Raw genomic sequence first — 15,779 nt, 5'->3', positions numbered from 1 at the left:
GCAGGAGATACGGATCGCACCCCGAATTTCACACTGCGTAGCTGATTGACGTCAAACTGTCGGGTAATCCGCCCAGCGGGTGAGCTTTCGTGCTCATGCCTTCCAACCGGAGCATGTCGCGCATTTGACAGGTGTGACCGATTAGCATTTATCCCGGTAAAAATTATCACCATCACCGGGACCGTTCACCGGTCCGCGACGGCCACCGAGGGCAGCGGTCCGAGCACGCAGGTGGGACTCGACACCGCGACCGAGCCGGCCGGCTCGGGGATCCCGGCGGCCGGGTCGACCACGAACACACTCACCACGTCGGCCCGTTCGTCGGCGACATAGAGGTGGGTACCGATCAATGCGAAATGCCTCGGCCAGGTGCCGCCGGTGGCCACCTCGGTGACGTATCTCGGGATCTCGTCGTCGAGCGCGAACACCGAGATCGTGCCCACTCCCCGGTTCGCGAGGTAGAGAAAACGGCCGTCCGGTCGTACCGCGATCTCGGAGGGCTGGACGAGCCCGTGCCTGGCGCTCGCCGCGACCCGCCCGCGCTCGCGCAGCGTGCCGTCACCCTCCACGCTGTACGCCGTCACCGTGGCGTCCAGCTCGCCGGCCAGGTAACACCGCCGCCCGTCGGGATGGCGGGCCAGATGCCGGGGACCGGTGCCGGGGCGGGTCCGGGTGAACGGCTCACGCGGCAGCAGGCGCCCGCCGAGCGTGTCCAGGTCGTACCGGTAGAGGGTGTCGGTGCCCAGGTCCACCGCGAGCAGCGACCCGCCGTCCGGGTCCGGCGAGACCATGTGGGCGTGCGGACCCTCCTGCCGGTCCGGGTCGACACCATGTCCGTCGTGCACCCGCAGGTCGGTCCGCTCACCCGGCACCCCCGCCAGGTCCAACGGGTGTACGGACACACTGCCGCTGCCGTAGTTGGCCGCGAACAGGTGGCTGCCGTCGGGTGCGACCGCCAGGTGACAGGGGCTGTCCCCACCGGTGGACCAGGTGCCGAGCGGGCGCAGGGAGGCGTCGCCGTCGACGGCCCAGGCACTGACCGTCCCCTCGGCCCGCTCGTTCACCGCGTACAGCACCGGTTGGGTCGGGTGTCGGGCCAGGAAGGACGGCGATTCGGTCGGGGCGACCGTGCCGAGCGTTTCGAGCGCCCCGGTCACCGGATCCCGTCGCGCCGCGACGACCCCGGTCCCGCGCCCGTCCGCCTCCGCGGTGTAACACCCGAGGTAGACAAGCTCGCCGCCGTCAGTCATCGCATCGCTCCGTCCGCCGCCGTGCCCGGTTGCCGGTGCCGTCGCACCCGCTTGATCCAACCAGAGCACGGCCGCTTCCGCCCGGCGGGACGAGTCGCTTGTCCTGGGTTTCCGTGGAACCGGGCCGGTTTTCGTGGAACGGGGGCCCTTCCTATCGGAGTGGCCGATCCTATAGGATCTTCGATCGTGGTGGAGGTATTGCGGCCCGCGCGACGGACAACACTCGCCGACGACGTCTACGAGTCGGTGCGTACGTTGGTGATGGACCATGCGGTGGCGCCCGGCGAACGGATCAACATCGACGCCCTGGCCCGACAGTTGCAGGTCTCCCCCACCCCGGTCCGGGAGGCGCTCGCCCGGCTCGAATCCGACGGGCTGGTCCGCAAGCGCGCCCTCGCCGGATACACCGCCACCCCGCTGCTCACCCGCGCCGAGTTCGACGAACTGGTCGAGATGCGACTCCTCCTCGAACCGGTCGCCACCGAACGGGCCGCCCACCGGATCGCCGGACTCCCCGAACCCGCCGAGGCACTCGCCGCCCTCCGGGGCGCGGCCGAACTCCCCGGCCCGGCACCGGGCACCGAGGGCTTCGCCGCCATCGCCGAGTTCACCAACCAGGACGCCCGGTTCCACCACCTCGTCGCCGAGCAGGCCGGCAACCGGCTCCTGCACGACGCGATCGTCCGACTCCGGTCCCACCTGCACCTGTTCCGGCTCTACTTCCCGGCCACCCACCACGGGATCAGCGCCCGCGAACACCACCGGATCGTGGACGCGGTCACCGCCGCGGACGCGGACGCGGCGGGTGCCGCCATGCGCGCCCACCTGCTCGCCGCCCGCGACCGGCACCTGCCCTTCTTCGAGACGGCCTGACGTGTCCCGCCCAGCCGTGCCGCCGCCACCAGCCAACCCCTGGCGACCAGCCAACCCGCCGCGACCGGGCGGCAACCCCTGGCGACCAGCCAACCCGCCGTACGTGGCGGACCGGACCGACCTGCCGCGAAAGGAGAATCCGTGCGCATCGCGCTCTTCGTGACCTGCGTCAACGACCTGGTGTTCCCCGGCACCGGGAAGGCGGTGGTGACGATCCTGGAACGGCTCGGCCACACCGTCGAGTTCCCCCTCGAACAGAGCTGCTGCGGCCAGATGCACGCCAACAGCGGCTACCGGGCCGAGGCGATGCCGCTGGTCCGTCGGTTCGTCGACACCTTCGAGGCGTACGACGCCGTGGTGGCCCCGTCCGGCTCGTGCGTGGCGATGGTGCGTGAGTCGTACCCCCGGCTGGCCGCCTCCGAGCCGGCGCTCGCCGAGCGGGTCGCACACCTCGCACCACGGACGTACGAACTCTCCGAACTGCTGGTCGACGTGCTCGGCGTGACCGACCTCGGCGCCTCGTTCCCGCACCGGGTCACGTACCACCCGACCTGCCACGGCCTGCGCATGCTGCGCCTCGGCGACCGGCCGCTGCAACTGCTCCGCGCCGTACGCGACATCGACCTGGTCGAGTTGCCGGGCGCACAGGAGTGCTGCGGCTTCGGCGGCACCTTCGCGGTCAAGAACGCCGGGGTCTCCGGCGCGATGCTGGCCGACAAGTGCGACGCGGTCTGCTCGACCGGCGCCCGGTACGTCGCCGCGGCCGACAACTCCTGCCTGGCGCACATCGGCGGGGGCCTGTCCCGCCGGACCGGCCAACCCGACGGCGACGGCGGCACCCGCCCCGAGTTACGGGCCATCCACTACGCGGAGATCCTGGCCGGCACCGCGGACGTACTCGCCGGCACGGCGGAGGGCGCCAGGTGACCGGCAACCGGGTGACTCCCACCGGAAACGTGGAGGCAGCGAGATGACCGGCACCGGGAACGTGGAGGCAACGGGATGACCGGCACCGGGAACATCGTCGCGCGGCTGCCGTTTCCGGTCGCCGCGCGGACCAAGCTCGCCGACCCGCAGTTGCGGGCCAACCTGCGCCGGGCCACCCACACCATCCGCGACAAACGGCTGCGGATGGTCGGCGAGGTGCCCGACTGGGAGGCGCTCCGGGTCTCCGGCGCGGCGATCAAGGACGACGTGCTGGCCCGGCTCCCCGAACTGCTCGACCGGTTCGAGGCCGCAGCCACCGCGGCCGGGGCGACCGTGCACTGGGCCCGCGACGCGACCGAGGCCTGCGCCGTCGTCACCCGGCTGGTCCAGCAGACCGGCACCCGCGAGGTGGTCAAGGTCAAGTCGATGGCCACCCAGGAGATCGGGCTGAACGAGGCGCTCGAGGCGGTCGGCATCGACGCCGTGGAGACCGACCTGGCCGAGCTGATCGTGCAGCTCGCCGACGACCAGCCGTCACACATCCTGGTCCCGGCGATCCACTACAACCGGCACCAGATCCGCGACATCTTCGCCGAGCGGATGCCCGGGGTGGACGCCTCGTCGCTCACCGACGAACCGGCCGCGCTCGCCGAGGCCGCCCGCCGGCACCTGCGCGCCAAGTTCCTCTCCGCCAAGGTCGCCGTCTCCGGCGCCAACTTCGCCATCGCCGACACCGGCACCCTGGTGGTGGTCGAGTCCGAGGGCAACGGGCGGATGTGCCTCACCCTCCCGGAGACGCTGATCTCCGTGGTCGGGATCGAGAAGCTGCTGCCCACCTTCGACGACCTGGAGGTGTTCCTGCAACTGCTGCCCCGTTCCTCGACCGGTGAGCGGATGAACCCGTACACCTCGATGTGGACCGGGGTCACCGAGGGCGACGGGCCGCAGCAGGTGCACATCGTGCTGGTGGACAACGGGCGTACCGACGTCCGGGCCGACCCGGTCGGGCGACAGGCGTTGCGCTGCATCCGCTGCTCGGCCTGCCTGAACGTCTGCCCGGTCTACGAACGGGTCGGCGGGCACGCGTACGGGTCGGTCTACCCGGGCCCGATCGGCGCGATCCTGTCACCGCAGATGACCGGGCCGGACGCGGGCGCGAACCGAACCCTCCCGTACGCCTCGACGCTCTGCGGCGCCTGCTTCGACGCCTGCCCGGTCCGGATCGACATCCCCGAGGTGCTGGTGCACCTGCGCCAGCAGGGTGTCGACGCGAAACGGGGCCGACCGTCGGCGGAACGGACCGCGATGCGGGCGATGTCCTGGGTGATGCGGGACCGTCGCCGGTACACCGCCGCCCTGCGCGCCGCCCGGCGCGGTTCCGCCCCGCTGCGCCGGGGTGGCCGGCAGACCTCGGTCCGGCACCTGCCCTGGCCGCTGTCCGGCTGGACCTCCACCCGGGACGCACCACTGCCGGCGGCGGAGACCTTCCGCGAATGGTGGGCCGGCCGTGGCCGGAACTGAACACATGAAGGGGCTGTCATGAGCGCGCGGGACGAGATCATGGCCCGGCTCCGGGCGGTCGCACCGATCGCCCCGGTCACCGTGCCCCGGCAGTACGTCGTCCACCCGGAGCCGGCCGACGCCCGGCCGGGCGCCCCCGGCACCGACGGTGGCACCGATCCGGCGTTGGTCGAGTTGCTGGTGGACCGCCTGGTCGACTACAAGGCGACGGTCACCCACTGCACCCCCGGCGGGGTGGCGGAGGCGCTGGGCGGGCTGCTGGAGGGCGTACCGGCGGTGGCCGTGGCGGCGGGACTGCCGGCCGGCTGGCTGTCCGCGTACCCGGGGACGGTCGTGCGCGACGGCGAGCCGAGGCCCCTGACGGTGACCGACCTGGACGCGCCGGGGCTCGCCGTGGTGACCGGGTGCGCGGTGGCGATCGCCCAGACCGGCACCCTGATCCTCGACACCGGCGCCGACCAGGGACGACGGCTGCTCACCCTGGTCCCCGACCATCACGTCTGCGTGGTGCGGGCCGGTCAGGTCGTCGGCGGGGTGCCGCAGGCGCTGCACCGGCTCACCGACCCGACCCGGCCGCTGACCCTGGTCTCCGGGCCGTCGGCGACCAGCGACATCGAACTGAACCGGGTCGAGGGGGTGCACGGTCCGCGCCGGCTGGACGTGCTGATCGTGGCCGCCTGACCGGCGGCGACGATCAGTTCGCCGAGACCGGTACGCCGCGCCGCGCGGCGACGTGCTCGACCAGGCTGACCAGTACGCCCTTGCCGGACTGGCGGCTGCGGGCGTCGCAGAGGACAACCGGGACGTCCGGGTCGAGATCCAGTGCGACCCGGACCGAGGACGGGCTGAACTGTTGCGCCCCCTCGAAGCAGTTCACCCCGACCACGAACGGCGTACCCCGCCGCTCGAAGTAGTCCACCGACGGGAAACAGTCGGCGAGCCGGCGGGTGTCGGCCAGCACCACCGCGCCGAGGGCCCCGAACGCCAACTCGTCCCAGAGGAACCAGAACCGGTCCTGACCGGGGGTGCCGAAGAGGTAGACCTGCAGGTCCTCGTTGATCGAGATCCGACCGAAGTCCATCGCCACCGTGGTGGTCGTCTTGCTCTCGACACCGACCAGGTCGTCGGTGCCCACCCCGGCGTCGGTGAGGATCTCCTCGGTCTGCAACGGCTTGATCTCGCTCACCGCACCGACCAGGGTGGTCTTGCCGGCCCCGAAGCCACCGGCGATCAGGATCTTCAACGCGAGCGGGATCCGCTGGGCGGAGCCGTCCCGGTCAGAGCGCACGGAGTCCATTGACCACCGCCTTGAGGATGTCGTCTTCGGGGAAACTGGGCGCCGACGAGGGCTCGTACATCGCGATCAGGTCGGCCGTGAGCAGGTCGGCGAGGAGGATCCGGACCACACCCAGCGGCAGGTCGAGGTAGGAGGCGACCTCGGCGACCGAGATCGGCTCCTGGCTCAGCCGGAGGATCTGCCGATGCTCCGGCTGGAGCGCCTCGGCCCGGCCGTCACCGCTGGGCACGGCCGCGACCACGAACGCGACCAGGTCGAAGCCGCCGATCGCCGGCCGGACCCGACCCCCCGTCATCATGTACGGGCGGACCACCGGCCCGGCGTCGGAATCCAGCCAGTCGTGGTGTGGTCCGGGCTGGTCATCTTGCATCGGCGGTCACCCCAGCACCACGGCTCGGTGAACTCAGGTATTCGCCGACCCGGGTCACCAGCATCGCCATCTCGTACGCGATCAGCCCGATGTCGGAGTCGGCGCCACAGAGCACGGCCAGGCAGGCACCCTGACCGGCGGCGGTGACGAAGAGGAACGCCGACTCCATCTCGACCACGGTCTGCCGTACCGGGCCGGCGACGAACTGCCGGCTGGCCCCCTTGGCCAGGCTCTGGAAGCCGGCGGCCATGGCGGACATGTGCTCGGCGTCCTCCTGCGACAGCCCTCGGGACGCGGCCATCAGCAACCCGTCCGCGGAGAGCACCACGGCCTGTTCCGCCGTCGGTACGCGCTCCACCAGGTCGTCGAGGAGCCAGGCGAGATCGGCCGGCCTCGTCGGGTGCACCACTACGCGTCCCTTCCAGAATCGGTGGAGCCCGGGTCGGTGACCGGGGCATCGGCTGAGCTGGCCGGCGGGGCGGTGACCGGCTCGTCGTTCCCCGGGGTGGACGGAGCCGCAGCCGCGTTCGGCGCGGGGGCGGGCGGTTTGAGGGTCGCCAGTTGGACGGTGGGCGAGTCGGTCGGACCCGCCGCGTCCCGGCGGCCACGCGCGGTACCGGCCTGCATCGCCGACATCATCGCCCGGACCTCCTCCGGGGAGCGGGCGGCCGTCTTCGTCCGCCGGTCCGTTGCGCCCTCGGTACGGGCGGCCGGCTCGTCGGGCAGCGCCGGCTCACGCAACTGCGGCGCCAGGCTGGTCTGCCGGATCCGGCGGGGCAGCCCGTCCTCACCCAGCGGAGCCGTGGCGGGGTCGGCCGGCGGCGGCGGCAGGGTCTCGGCGGGCGTACCGATCGGCACGGCGGCGGGCGCCGCGAACGGTCCGCCCGTCCGGTCCGGGGTGTCCCGGTCGGCCGTGCTCGGCACCGCGGTCAACCGTCCGAGGGTCCGGGCCCGGCGCTCCGGTGCCCCCGAGCCGGCCCGTTGGGCGGAACCGGCCCGGCCGGTCAGTCCGCCCCGGGTACCCGGGCCACCGCCGCGACCGGCCAGCGCCCCGGAGAGCGTCGCCGACACCGCGCCGGGCGCCGGGCCGGAACCCGGCTCCACCAGCTCACCGGACTCGACCGTGTCGATCGCCTTGACCGGCTCGGTCGGTCGTCCGGGCAGGGCGAGCGGGCCGTTGCCGGGTGCCACCAGCTCACCGGGGATCAACACCACCGCGGTGACCCCGCCGTACGGGGACGGGCGGAGCTGCACCCTGACCCCGTGCCGGGCACCGAGCTGGGCGACCACGAACAGGCCCAGCCGGGCGCTGTTCACCGGGTCGAACTCGGGTGGCTCGGCCAACCGCTGGTTCGCCAGCTCCAGCGCCTCCGGGGTCATGCCCAGGCCCCGGTCCTCGACCTCGACGGCGTACCCGTTCGGGACGAGTTGACCGGTGACCCGTACCCGGGTGTGCGGCGGCGAGAACGAGGTGGCGTTCTCGATCAGCTCGGCCAGCAGGTGGATGACGTCACCGACCGCCGGGCCGACCGTCGACGCGGGTTGTACGGCGGCCACGTCGACCCGGGCGTAGTCCTCGACCTCGGAGATCGCCCCGCGCATCACGTCGACCATGGCGACCGGGTTGCGCCAACCCCGACCGGGTGCGGCACCGGCGAGGATGACGAGGTCCTCGGCGTGCCGTCGCATCCGGGTGGCCATGTGGTCGATCCGGAACAGGTCCTCCAGTTCCTCCGGCTCGGTGACCCGCCGCTCCATCTTGTCGAGCAGGGCGAGCTGGCGGTGCAGCAGGGTCTGGCTGCGCCGGGCGATGTTGAGGAACACCTCGTTCATCCCGCGCCGCAGTCCCGCCTCGTCCACCGCGGAACGTACGGCGGTGCGCTGGACCTCGCTGAACGCGTTTCCGACCTGGCCGATCTCGTCCCGGCCGTACTCCAGGTCCGGGGACTCGCGGGCGACGTCGACCTCCTCGCCCCGGCGCAACCGCCCGACGACGTCGGGCAGCCGGTTGCCGGCGAGGTCCAGTGCTGCCGTACGCAGGCCGGTCAGCCGGCCGATCAGGGAGCGGCCGACCCGGATCGCGATGAACATGGAGAGGATGACCGCGGCCAGCCCGAGCAGGCCGGCGAGGCCGAGCCGGACCAGCACCTGGACCGCGACCGGCTTGGCCCGGTCGGTGAGCGTGTCCGCGGCGGCCAGTTCGAAGTCGTGCAACTGCCGTTGGACGTTGTCGTAGCTGGTCCGCCACGCCTCGGCGCTGACCGGCACCGCGGCACCGGTCCGGCCCTTGGCGACCACGTCGGCCATCATCGCCCGGACCCGGATGAAGTCGTCACCGTCGACCAGCCGCTGGTACGCGGCCCGGTCGCCGTCCGGCAGGTTCGCCACCGACTCCTCGTAGAGGAACCGCTGGGTGCCGATCGCCTGCACCACCTGCGGGTACTCCCCCTCGGCGAACCGGCCGGCGACAAACGCCCCGGCGAGTACGGCGTCGACCTGGTCGAGTACCTCGCGGGCGCGACCGAGGGCGATCACGTTGAGGGACTCCACGTTGACGCCGTCCACGCCCAGCGCGGCCATCGAGTCGAAGACCCGGTAGGTCAGCGAGACCGTGCTGCTGTAGAGGCCGAACGCCCCGGCCCGGTCCATGTCCTTGCGGTCGATGAAGCCCCGGCCGGAGGGGAGCGCGTCCAGGGCCACGAAGAGCTGGTCGACCCGGCCGCGGAGCTGGTCGCCACCGGAGTCGAGCAGACCGCTGCCGTAGGTGAGGCGCCGCATCTCGGCCACCGACCGGTCGGTCTTCGCCCGCTGCTCGTTCAGGGCGGCGAGGTCACCACCGGCGAGGTAGCGAATGGAGAGCCGGCGTTCGGCCTGTAGTTCACCGACCACGGCGGTGCCCGGATGGCCGATCTTGTCGAGCAGGGACTGCGCGGAGAGCAGCCGGGTGGCGGGCTCGACGGTGAGCAGGGTGGCGAAGATCCACAGCGCCAACAACGCGGCGATCGGTACGGCGACCAACGCGATGATCTTTGAACGGATCGTCCAGTTACGGCTATTCATCGGACCTCGCCCGGGGGTGGCAGGAGGGAAAACCGGGCCCGGCCGGTCCGTGTCCTCGCGAGGGGTCACGGAATTCGAGCGTGCGCCTCCGGCAGGATACGTAATCGGAGACGTATGCACTACCGGACGTTCCGGGTGGGCTTCCCGACCACTGTCCAAACTCGACCCATATCGGTACTGTGCCCGATCGGTCCACCACGCCGATGCCATTGTCACTGTCACGCCGCCGCTATTGCCGGACAAGCGTGAGCCATCGGCGTACGGGGTGGGCCGGCGATCGGCACACCCGGTCATTCCGTCGCCCCGCAGAGCGACCACGTACGGGAAGAGCAGCAGAAACGGGATGCCCCGGAGAATGCGTCCGGGGCATCCCGCAAGTACTCGGTGTTACTCGGGCCGTACCGGGGACCGCTCATGGCGGGGCCGGCATCGAGCAATCGGATCAGGAGTCGGCGGTGAGGCCGAGTCCCTCGGCCACCCGGCGACCAAACGCCGCGTCCGCCTGGTCGAAGTGCCAGACCATTTTCTCCTGGATGTGCTTGTCGCACTGGCCCAGCAGGTTGACGAAGTTCTTCACCAGGTCGTCGCGCTCCCACTCCGGCATGGTCCGGAACCGCTCACCGGCCTGGGCGTAGTTGTTCTGCCGCTCGATCGGTGCGCGCAGCACCTGACCCGACACGTGCGGCCGGTACTCGCGGTAGGAGTCGTCGGCCTCCCGGAGACCGGCGACCGACGACGGCTCGAAGTTGATGTGCGGGTTGCCGCCCCGGTTGTCCACCCCGTACGACATCGGGCCGCCGCCCTGGTTGGTGCTCACCCGTACGTCCTCGCGCGGCGCGTTCACCGGGAGTTGGAGGTAGTTCGGGCCGACCCGGTAGCGCTGGGTGTCGGAGTAGGAGAAGGTCCGGCCGACGAGCATCTTGTCGTCGCTGAAGTCCAGCCCGTCGACCAGCACACCGGTGCCGAACGCGATCTGCTCGTTCTCGTTGTGGTGGTCGGTGACGTTGCGGTTGAGCGTCATCACGCCGACCGGACGGAGCGGGAAGATGTCCTCCGGCCAGGTCTTGGTGTCGTCGAGCGGGTCGAAGTCCAGCTCCGGGTGCTCGTCGTCGCTCATGATCTGGACGTTCAGCTCCCACTGCGGGTACTCGCCGCGCTCGATCGCCTCGTAGAGGTCCTTCGAGGCGTGGCCGAGTTCGGTGGCCTGGATCGCGGCGGCCTGCTCCTCGGTCAGCGACTCGATGCCCTGCCGCGACTTCCAGTGGTACTTGACCAGCACACCCTCACCGGCGGCGTTGACCATCCGGTACGTGTTCACCCCGAAGCCGTCCTGGGTCCGGTAGTTGGCCGGGATGCCGCGCGGGCTGAACAGCCAGGTCAGCATGTGCATCGACTCGGGGGTGTTCGACATGAAGTCGAAGATCCGGTTCGGTTCCTGACGGAAGGTCACCGGGTCCGGCTTGAGCGAGTGGATCACGTCCGGGAACTTGATCGCGTCCCGGATGAAGAAGACCGGGAGGTTGTTGCCGACGAGGTCCCAGTTGCCGTCCTCGGTGCGGAACTTCACCGCGAAACCGCGCGGGTCGCGGGTCGCCTCGGACGAGTCCCGGCCGCCGATGACGGTGGAGAAGCGGACCGAGACCGGGGTCTTCGTGCCCTCGACCTGGAAGAGCTTGGCCCGGGTGTACGTCGAGGCCGGCTCGGCACCGATCCTGCCGTACGCCTCGAACTCACCGTGCGCGACGAAGCCGCGGGCGTGCACCACCCGCTCCGGGATCCGCTCCCGGTCGAAGTGGCTGATCTTCTCGAGGAAGTGGTAGTTCTCCAGGGTCGCCGGGCCGCGTGACCCGACGGTGCGCTGCTGCTGGTTGTTGTGCACGGGGTGACCCTGACGGGTCGTGAGCGTTGCCTTCTCGGCCTGGAGATCGCTCATGGTTCTCCTCCTGACGATCCCTGGGAGCCCGTACGGCGGCCCCAAAAAATGATCTCGGTTCAAACCGGCGAACCGGCCCGGTAGCGGTCAACCCACCCAGATGGCGCAAACCCAATGGAGCCGACCGGCACCACTCCACCAAAGCGCGTTTTTTGGAATGAGTCAAGTTAACAACCAGGGTCGGCGGGTTCCCATCGAGGTGCCGCGAATCACCCCTAATACCAGACAGAGCGCCACGAACGGCACGACTCGCCTGAGGATCGAACGAAAATATCCCGACCGGGGATTGGCGATCACCTCGCAGCGGGAATAGCAGAGGGCGAAGGAGGATCCCATGTCACCCACGCAGGTCATCGTCATTGTCGTGGCCGCCGTACTCGTCGTGGTCATCGCCGCGTCGATCTGGGCGGTCACCCGCCGGGCCGCGCTCCGACGCCAGTTCGGCCCGGAGTACGACCAGGCCGTCGCCGAACGGGAGAGCCGCGGCGAGGCCGAGCGGGAACTGCGCGAACGTACCCGCCGGCACGCCGAGCTGACCCTCACCCCGCTCTCCGAGGAGTCCCGCCAGCGGTACGCCACCACCTGGGCGGACATCCAGGCCAACTTCGTCGACGCGCCCAACGACTCGGTCGGTGCGGCCGACGAACTGGTCACCCGCCTGATCGCCGAGCGCGGCTACCCGACCGGGGACTACGACGAGCAGCTCGCCACCCTCTCCGTCGAGCACGCCCGGACCCTGTCCCACTACCGCGACGCCCACGAGATCCGCCTGCGCGACCAGCGCGGCGAAGCCGACACGGAGGACCTGCGTCAGGCCCTGGTGCACTACCGGGCCCTCTTCGGCGACCTGCTCGGCACCGACCTCGGCACCGACTCCACAACCGAAGCGGTACGCCCCGACGAGCCGGTCACCCCGCCCGAGACCACCGAATCGGACCCCCAGCCCCAGAAGCCTCAGCACACCCCAGAGCCCGCCCCGCGGCAGTCGCCGCAGGACGCGCCAAGCCGGTGAGGAGTACATCCCCATGCGTCAGCACGACCAGCAGAACCAGGACGACCAGCAGACCGCCCGCACCCCCGTACAGGTGGACGACCGGGACTGGCCCGACGACCCGGACCGGACCGACGACGCCGACCGGATGAACGGCCGGGACCGGACCGACGACCCCGAGCGGGTCGACGATCTCGACCGGACCGACGACCCGGACCGGACCGACGACCGGGACCCGCTGGACGATCCCGACCGGGACCGGCTCGACGACGACCTCGCCCGCGATCGGCTGGACGACGATCTCGACCGGGTCGACGGCCGGGACCGGGCCGACGATCCGGACCGGACCGAGTACCACGAGCCGGCACCGCTGCCGACCACCTTCGGCGCCCCGACGGTCGGCGGCGCGGTCGCCGCGTCGGCGCTGGCCAGCGGAAACCGGACCGACGAGTTCGACGCCCGGGTGGACGAGACCGTCGGCCCCGACAACGGGCAGACCGACGGCGAGGCGTTCGACGTCCAGACCCCCGAACCGGGTACGGCCGCGACCACTCCGAGTACCGCAGCTCCGAGTGCCACGGTCGACGGGGACGGGTCCGGGCCGCTGCTCGACCAGGAGACCACCGCCGGGCTTCGGGACCGCTGGCGCGACGTGCAGTTGCGCTTCGTGGACGACCCGCAGGCCGCCCTCGGCGAGGCACGCGAACTGGTCGGCGAGGCCGTCGAGTCCCTCACCTCCGCACTCGCCGCGCAACGCGACAAGCTCGACGGCGGCCACGACGGCGGTGCCGGCGCGGACGACGCCGGTGAGACCGAACGGATCCGGCTCAGCATCCGCCGCTACCGCGACTTCCTCGACCGGGTGCTCGACCGCTGACTCCCGCCCACCCGACCGGGTACGGGTCGGCATGGCGGCGACGATCCCGGGTAGCCGAGTCCGATGGGAACGACGCCGCTACCGGACAGGAGGGCAGCAACATGACGGAGCGCGATCCGGGCCTGGACCGGCCGCTGGAGGAGTCCCCGGAGATGGCCTCGGCCGCCGACGACGAGAGCACCCTGCCCCAGCTCAGAACGGGTGGCGGGCGGGATTCGAACACGCCCGAGTTCCTCGGGCCGGACGACGTACCGGGTGACTTTCCGCCCACCGAGGAGCTGATCGGCGACTCACAGGGCGGCGGCTACCCCGGTTCGGACCAGACGCGTACCGGGGCCGAACAGCCCTGGGAACCGGAGGACCTGGTGGCCGCGTGGGGTGCCGACCCCACCCCGGCCAACCTCGAACGAGCCCGCCGGATGTTGGCGGAACAGGGCGCGGCCGCGATCGAGAAGACCGTTCCCTGACCCCGTACGCATGGATCCCTGGCCCGACCGTCACGGTCGGACCAGGGATCCCGCGGTGGTGCGGCGTGCCTACCCGAGCACTACGACAGCGGCGGGTACGCGTTCTGCATGAGCTGCTGGAACTGGGCCGAGAACCATTGTCCCGAGAGCGGGGCGTTGGCCAGGGCGCCACTCATGTTGTTGCCGTTACGGGCGTTGCCGCCGTACGTCGGGTCGCACATCCGGTCGAAGCCCTTGCCCTCGTCGTTCGGGATCTCCCGGCTGGCGCCGTCGGACTCACCCGGGGGCTTGATCCACACGTAGGCGTCGATGCCGGTGGCCGGCGCGGCCCGGGGGCGCTCGCCGATACCGGCACCGCTCTGGTTGCACCAGTTGCCGGTGTGGATCCGCCGGTCGGTCCGGCCGCCGTCGACGAAGGTGTCCACGTTGGTCGTCGCGCCCGGGCCGGTCGGCCGGGCCGAGCCACCCCAACCGTTACGACTGGTGTCGATCAGCATGCCGACGTTGGAGTTGAACCCGGCGCTGATGAGCTGGGTACGGAACCCCTGTGCAAACGACTGCTCGTCCACGTACCGGTTCCAGTCGACCCACTTGGACTGCCGCACCGACGTACCGCCGACGGCGCTGTTGATGTTGAAGTACGGCTCGGTCAGGGCGCCGTAGTTGGCGGTGTTCACGATGAAGCCGTGCACGTTGTTCACCGTGCTGCCGGAGGCCCGAGCGGCCTCGGCGAACAGGGTCGCGGACGGGCCGAAGTTGTCGTCCCAGCCGATCCAGCCATGGTGGCCGGCGTCGATGTAGTTGTACGTGTTCGGCAGCGCGCCCAGCTTCGCCAGGGCGTACCCGACGCCGTTGACGTAGTTGCCGTTCGCCTTCATGACGTCGCACGCCGGGACGGCGGTGGGCCGGCTACCCGTGTTGGTGACCAGGTTCGGCAGCGAGTCGATCTCGATGATGTTGATGATCCGGAGGTTGCGGTACTTGGCCTCACCCATGATCGCCGCGATCGGGTCGATGTACGCCGTCTTGTACCGGTCCAGCTCTGTCGGCCCCAACTCACCATTGGACGCCAGCGCCGAACAGTCCCGGCCGGGCAGGTTGTAGATGACGATCTGGATGTAGCCGGCGTTCTGCGCCAGCGCGGTGTCGAGGTGGGCGCGCAGACCACGGGCGGAGGCGGAACCGTTGATCGCCGCGATCCGGTCCATCCAGACGCCGGTCGGGTTGTTCGAGATCCGGCTGCCGCCCGGCTCGGCGTCGGCCTTGGCCTTCCAGTCCGGGTTCACATAACCCGTGGCACCCACGTACGGGTTGTCCACCCGAGGTCCACCCGGCGGAGGCGTGGTCGTGGGAGGCGGGGTCGTGGTGGGCGGCGGGGTGGTGGTGGGCGGAGTCGTCGGCGGGGTGGTCGGCGGCGTTGTCGGCGGGGTGGTCGGCGGAGTTGTGGGGTTACCGCCGTTGCACACGGTGCCGTTGATGGTGAACGAGGTCGGGGCGGGGTTGCTGCCGCTCCAGGCGCCGTTGAAGCCGATGCCGGTCGAGGCTCCGGTGGCCAGCGAGCCGTTCCACGACATGCTCTGCGCGGTCACCTGGCTCCCCGACTGGGTCCAGGTGGCCGACCAGCCCTGCTGCACCCGCTGGCTGCTGTTGGGGAAGGTGAAGCCGAGCGTCCACCCGTTCAGCGGGTCGCCGATGTTGCGGATGGTCAGGTTGGCGCTGAAGCCGCCCTGCCACTGGCTGGTGGTGTACGTGACGCTGCACTGGGTGGCCGCGTGGGCCACGGTGACCGGAAGGGTGACGAGACCGGCGGCCACCAACGTGCTCGCGGCCGCCAGCACCACTGCTTTGCGTCGGCCGGACAATCTACTCCGTAAATTCATGCGACTGATCTCCTTGGGCCAGCCGGTCCGCGATGGCGGGGCCCGGCGCGCGGCGGCCTCGCGGACGTGAACCGGTGGGGTGGTCCACAAGGCGCCATGGGGACTTCGATTGCCCGGCCCGGACGGGCAGCAAAGAACGGTGGTGGTGCCGGCCGTAGCTCCCGGCCGGGTCGACGTCGTCCGGAGACCGGATGCCCTCGACGTCCACTGCGCGGTATGGCTCCCCTACACAGTGGATGAATTCTTGCATGGGAGCGCTTCCACCACAACACCCCAACGACAACCACCGATCCCTTCCCCTGCCCGCACCCCTCGCACCCTGCCGGAAAACTC

At 70.9% G+C, this 15,779-nt stretch carries 14 protein-coding genes; 7 read left to right on the top strand and 7 right to left on the bottom strand.

All coding sequences use genetic code 11. The features are described from left to right. Positions 1 to 185 precede the first annotated feature (185 nt). Positions 186 to 1,250 carry a lactonase family protein gene (locus OIE47_RS19620; RefSeq protein ID WP_326562936.1) on the bottom strand — a complete coding sequence of 355 codons (1,065 nt, stop codon included), beginning with the start codon at positions 1,248 to 1,250 and terminating at the stop codon, positions 186 to 188. A 186-nt stretch (positions 1,251 to 1,436) separates the two neighbouring features. Here OIE47_RS19620 and OIE47_RS19615 point away from each other — a divergent pair, with 186 nt between their 5' ends. From OIE47_RS19615 to OIE47_RS19600, 4 genes are all read left to right on the top strand, one after another. Beyond that, positions 1,437 to 2,123 carry a GntR family transcriptional regulator gene (locus OIE47_RS19615; RefSeq protein WP_326562935.1) on the top strand — a complete coding sequence of 229 codons (687 nt, stop codon included), beginning with the start codon at positions 1,437 to 1,439 and terminating at the stop codon, positions 2,121 to 2,123. A 141-nt stretch (positions 2,124 to 2,264) separates the two neighbouring features. After that, the gene (locus OIE47_RS19610) at positions 2,265 to 3,050 is read left to right on the top strand and encodes a (Fe-S)-binding protein (RefSeq protein WP_326562934.1); all 786 of its coding nucleotides are present in this window, start codon (positions 2,265 to 2,267) and stop codon (positions 3,048 to 3,050) included. A gap of 75 nt (positions 3,051 to 3,125) precedes the next feature. Further along, entirely contained in the window at positions 3,126 to 4,571 is a 1,446-nt protein-coding gene (locus tag OIE47_RS19605; RefSeq protein WP_326562933.1) for a LutB/LldF family L-lactate oxidation iron-sulfur protein, read from the top strand. Between the two features lie 18 nt (positions 4,572 to 4,589). After that, a complete protein-coding gene (locus tag OIE47_RS19600) occupies positions 4,590 to 5,252 on the top strand; it encodes a LutC/YkgG family protein (protein ID WP_326562932.1) in 663 nt (220 codons plus the stop codon). 13 nt (positions 5,253 to 5,265) lie between these two features. On the opposite strand, the gene OIE47_RS19595 is transcribed toward OIE47_RS19600, so the two are convergent. The 5 genes from OIE47_RS19595 to OIE47_RS19575 form a co-directional block, all read right to left on the bottom strand. Beyond that, positions 5,266 to 5,868, bottom strand: coding sequence for a GTP-binding protein (locus tag OIE47_RS19595; protein ID WP_326562931.1), 603 nt, complete (start codon positions 5,866 to 5,868; stop codon positions 5,266 to 5,268). Then, positions 5,849 to 6,238 carry a DUF742 domain-containing protein gene (locus tag OIE47_RS19590; RefSeq protein WP_326562930.1) on the bottom strand — a complete coding sequence of 130 codons (390 nt, stop codon included), beginning with the start codon at positions 6,236 to 6,238 and terminating at the stop codon, positions 5,849 to 5,851. The genes OIE47_RS19595 and OIE47_RS19590 overlap by 20 nt, the downstream gene beginning before the upstream one ends. After that, positions 6,228 to 6,647: a roadblock/LC7 domain-containing protein gene (locus OIE47_RS19585; RefSeq protein ID WP_326562929.1), complete on the bottom strand. Its 420-nt coding sequence runs from the start codon at positions 6,645 to 6,647 to the stop codon at positions 6,228 to 6,230. Before OIE47_RS19585 ends, OIE47_RS19590 begins: the two co-directional genes overlap by 11 nt. Further along, positions 6,647 to 9,298, bottom strand: a complete 2,652-nt coding sequence (locus OIE47_RS19580) for a sensor histidine kinase (RefSeq protein ID WP_326562928.1) — start codon at positions 9,296 to 9,298, stop codon at positions 6,647 to 6,649. The genes OIE47_RS19585 and OIE47_RS19580 overlap by 1 nt, the downstream gene beginning before the upstream one ends. A gap of 442 nt (positions 9,299 to 9,740) precedes the next feature. After that, positions 9,741 to 11,231 carry a catalase gene (locus OIE47_RS19575; RefSeq protein WP_326562927.1) on the bottom strand — a complete coding sequence of 497 codons (1,491 nt, stop codon included), beginning with the start codon at positions 11,229 to 11,231 and terminating at the stop codon, positions 9,741 to 9,743. A 334-nt stretch (positions 11,232 to 11,565) separates the two neighbouring features. Here OIE47_RS19575 and OIE47_RS19570 point away from each other — a divergent pair, with 334 nt between their 5' ends. The 3 genes from OIE47_RS19570 (at position 11,566) to OIE47_RS19560 (ending at position 13,566) form a co-directional block, all read left to right on the top strand. After that, entirely contained in the window at positions 11,566 to 12,243 is a 678-nt protein-coding gene (locus OIE47_RS19570; protein WP_326562926.1) for a hypothetical protein, read from the top strand. A 13-nt stretch (positions 12,244 to 12,256) separates the two neighbouring features. Beyond that, positions 12,257 to 13,099 (top strand): hypothetical protein, encoded by an 843-nt coding sequence (locus tag OIE47_RS19565; protein WP_326562925.1) that lies wholly within the window; start codon positions 12,257 to 12,259, stop codon positions 13,097 to 13,099. A gap of 101 nt (positions 13,100 to 13,200) precedes the next feature. Next, positions 13,201 to 13,566 carry a hypothetical protein gene (locus tag OIE47_RS19560; RefSeq protein ID WP_326562924.1) on the top strand — a complete coding sequence of 122 codons (366 nt, stop codon included), beginning with the start codon at positions 13,201 to 13,203 and terminating at the stop codon, positions 13,564 to 13,566. Between the two features lie 80 nt (positions 13,567 to 13,646). Here OIE47_RS19560 and OIE47_RS19555 read toward each other — a convergent pair whose 3' ends face one another. After that, positions 13,647 to 15,446 (bottom strand): glycoside hydrolase family 6 protein, encoded by a 1,800-nt coding sequence (locus tag OIE47_RS19555; protein WP_326562923.1) that lies wholly within the window; start codon positions 15,444 to 15,446, stop codon positions 13,647 to 13,649. Positions 15,447 to 15,779 lie beyond the last annotated feature (333 nt).

Origin of the sequence: Micromonospora sp. NBC_01796, from assembly GCF_035917455.1 — a bacterium.
GTDB lineage: Bacteria > Actinomycetota > Actinomycetes > Mycobacteriales > Micromonosporaceae > Micromonospora_G.
The sequence above is the reverse complement of the archived record's forward strand: the minus strand, read 5'-3'. Positions and strand labels throughout refer to the sequence as shown.

Excerpts from the sequence above, each read along its gene's own strand:
- OIE47_RS19620 (WP_326562936.1), bottom strand. The coding sequence starts at position 1,250 with ATGACTGACGGCGGCGAGCTTGTCTACCTCGGGTGTTACACCGCGGAG.
- OIE47_RS19605 (WP_326562933.1), top strand. The coding sequence starts at position 3,126 with ATGACCGGCACCGGGAACATCGTCGCGCGGCTGCCGTTTCCGGTCGCC.
- OIE47_RS19600 (WP_326562932.1), top strand. The coding sequence starts at position 4,590 with ATGAGCGCGCGGGACGAGATCATGGCCCGGCTCCGGGCGGTCGCACCG.
- OIE47_RS19595 (WP_326562931.1), bottom strand. The coding sequence starts at position 5,868 with ATGGACTCCGTGCGCTCTGACCGGGACGGCTCCGCCCAGCGGATCCCG.
- OIE47_RS19590 (WP_326562930.1), bottom strand. The coding sequence starts at position 6,238 with ATGCAAGATGACCAGCCCGGACCACACCACGACTGGCTGGATTCCGAC.
- OIE47_RS19580 (WP_326562928.1), bottom strand. The coding sequence starts at position 9,298 with ATGAATAGCCGTAACTGGACGATCCGTTCAAAGATCATCGCGTTGGTC.
- OIE47_RS19575 (WP_326562927.1), bottom strand. The coding sequence starts at position 11,231 with ATGAGCGATCTCCAGGCCGAGAAGGCAACGCTCACGACCCGTCAGGGT.
- OIE47_RS19570 (WP_326562926.1), top strand. The coding sequence starts at position 11,566 with ATGTCACCCACGCAGGTCATCGTCATTGTCGTGGCCGCCGTACTCGTC.
- OIE47_RS19565 (WP_326562925.1), top strand. The coding sequence starts at position 12,257 with ATGCGTCAGCACGACCAGCAGAACCAGGACGACCAGCAGACCGCCCGC.
- OIE47_RS19560 (WP_326562924.1), top strand. The coding sequence starts at position 13,201 with ATGACGGAGCGCGATCCGGGCCTGGACCGGCCGCTGGAGGAGTCCCCG.
- OIE47_RS19555 (WP_326562923.1), bottom strand. The coding sequence starts at position 15,446 with ATGAATTTACGGAGTAGATTGTCCGGCCGACGCAAAGCAGTGGTGCTG.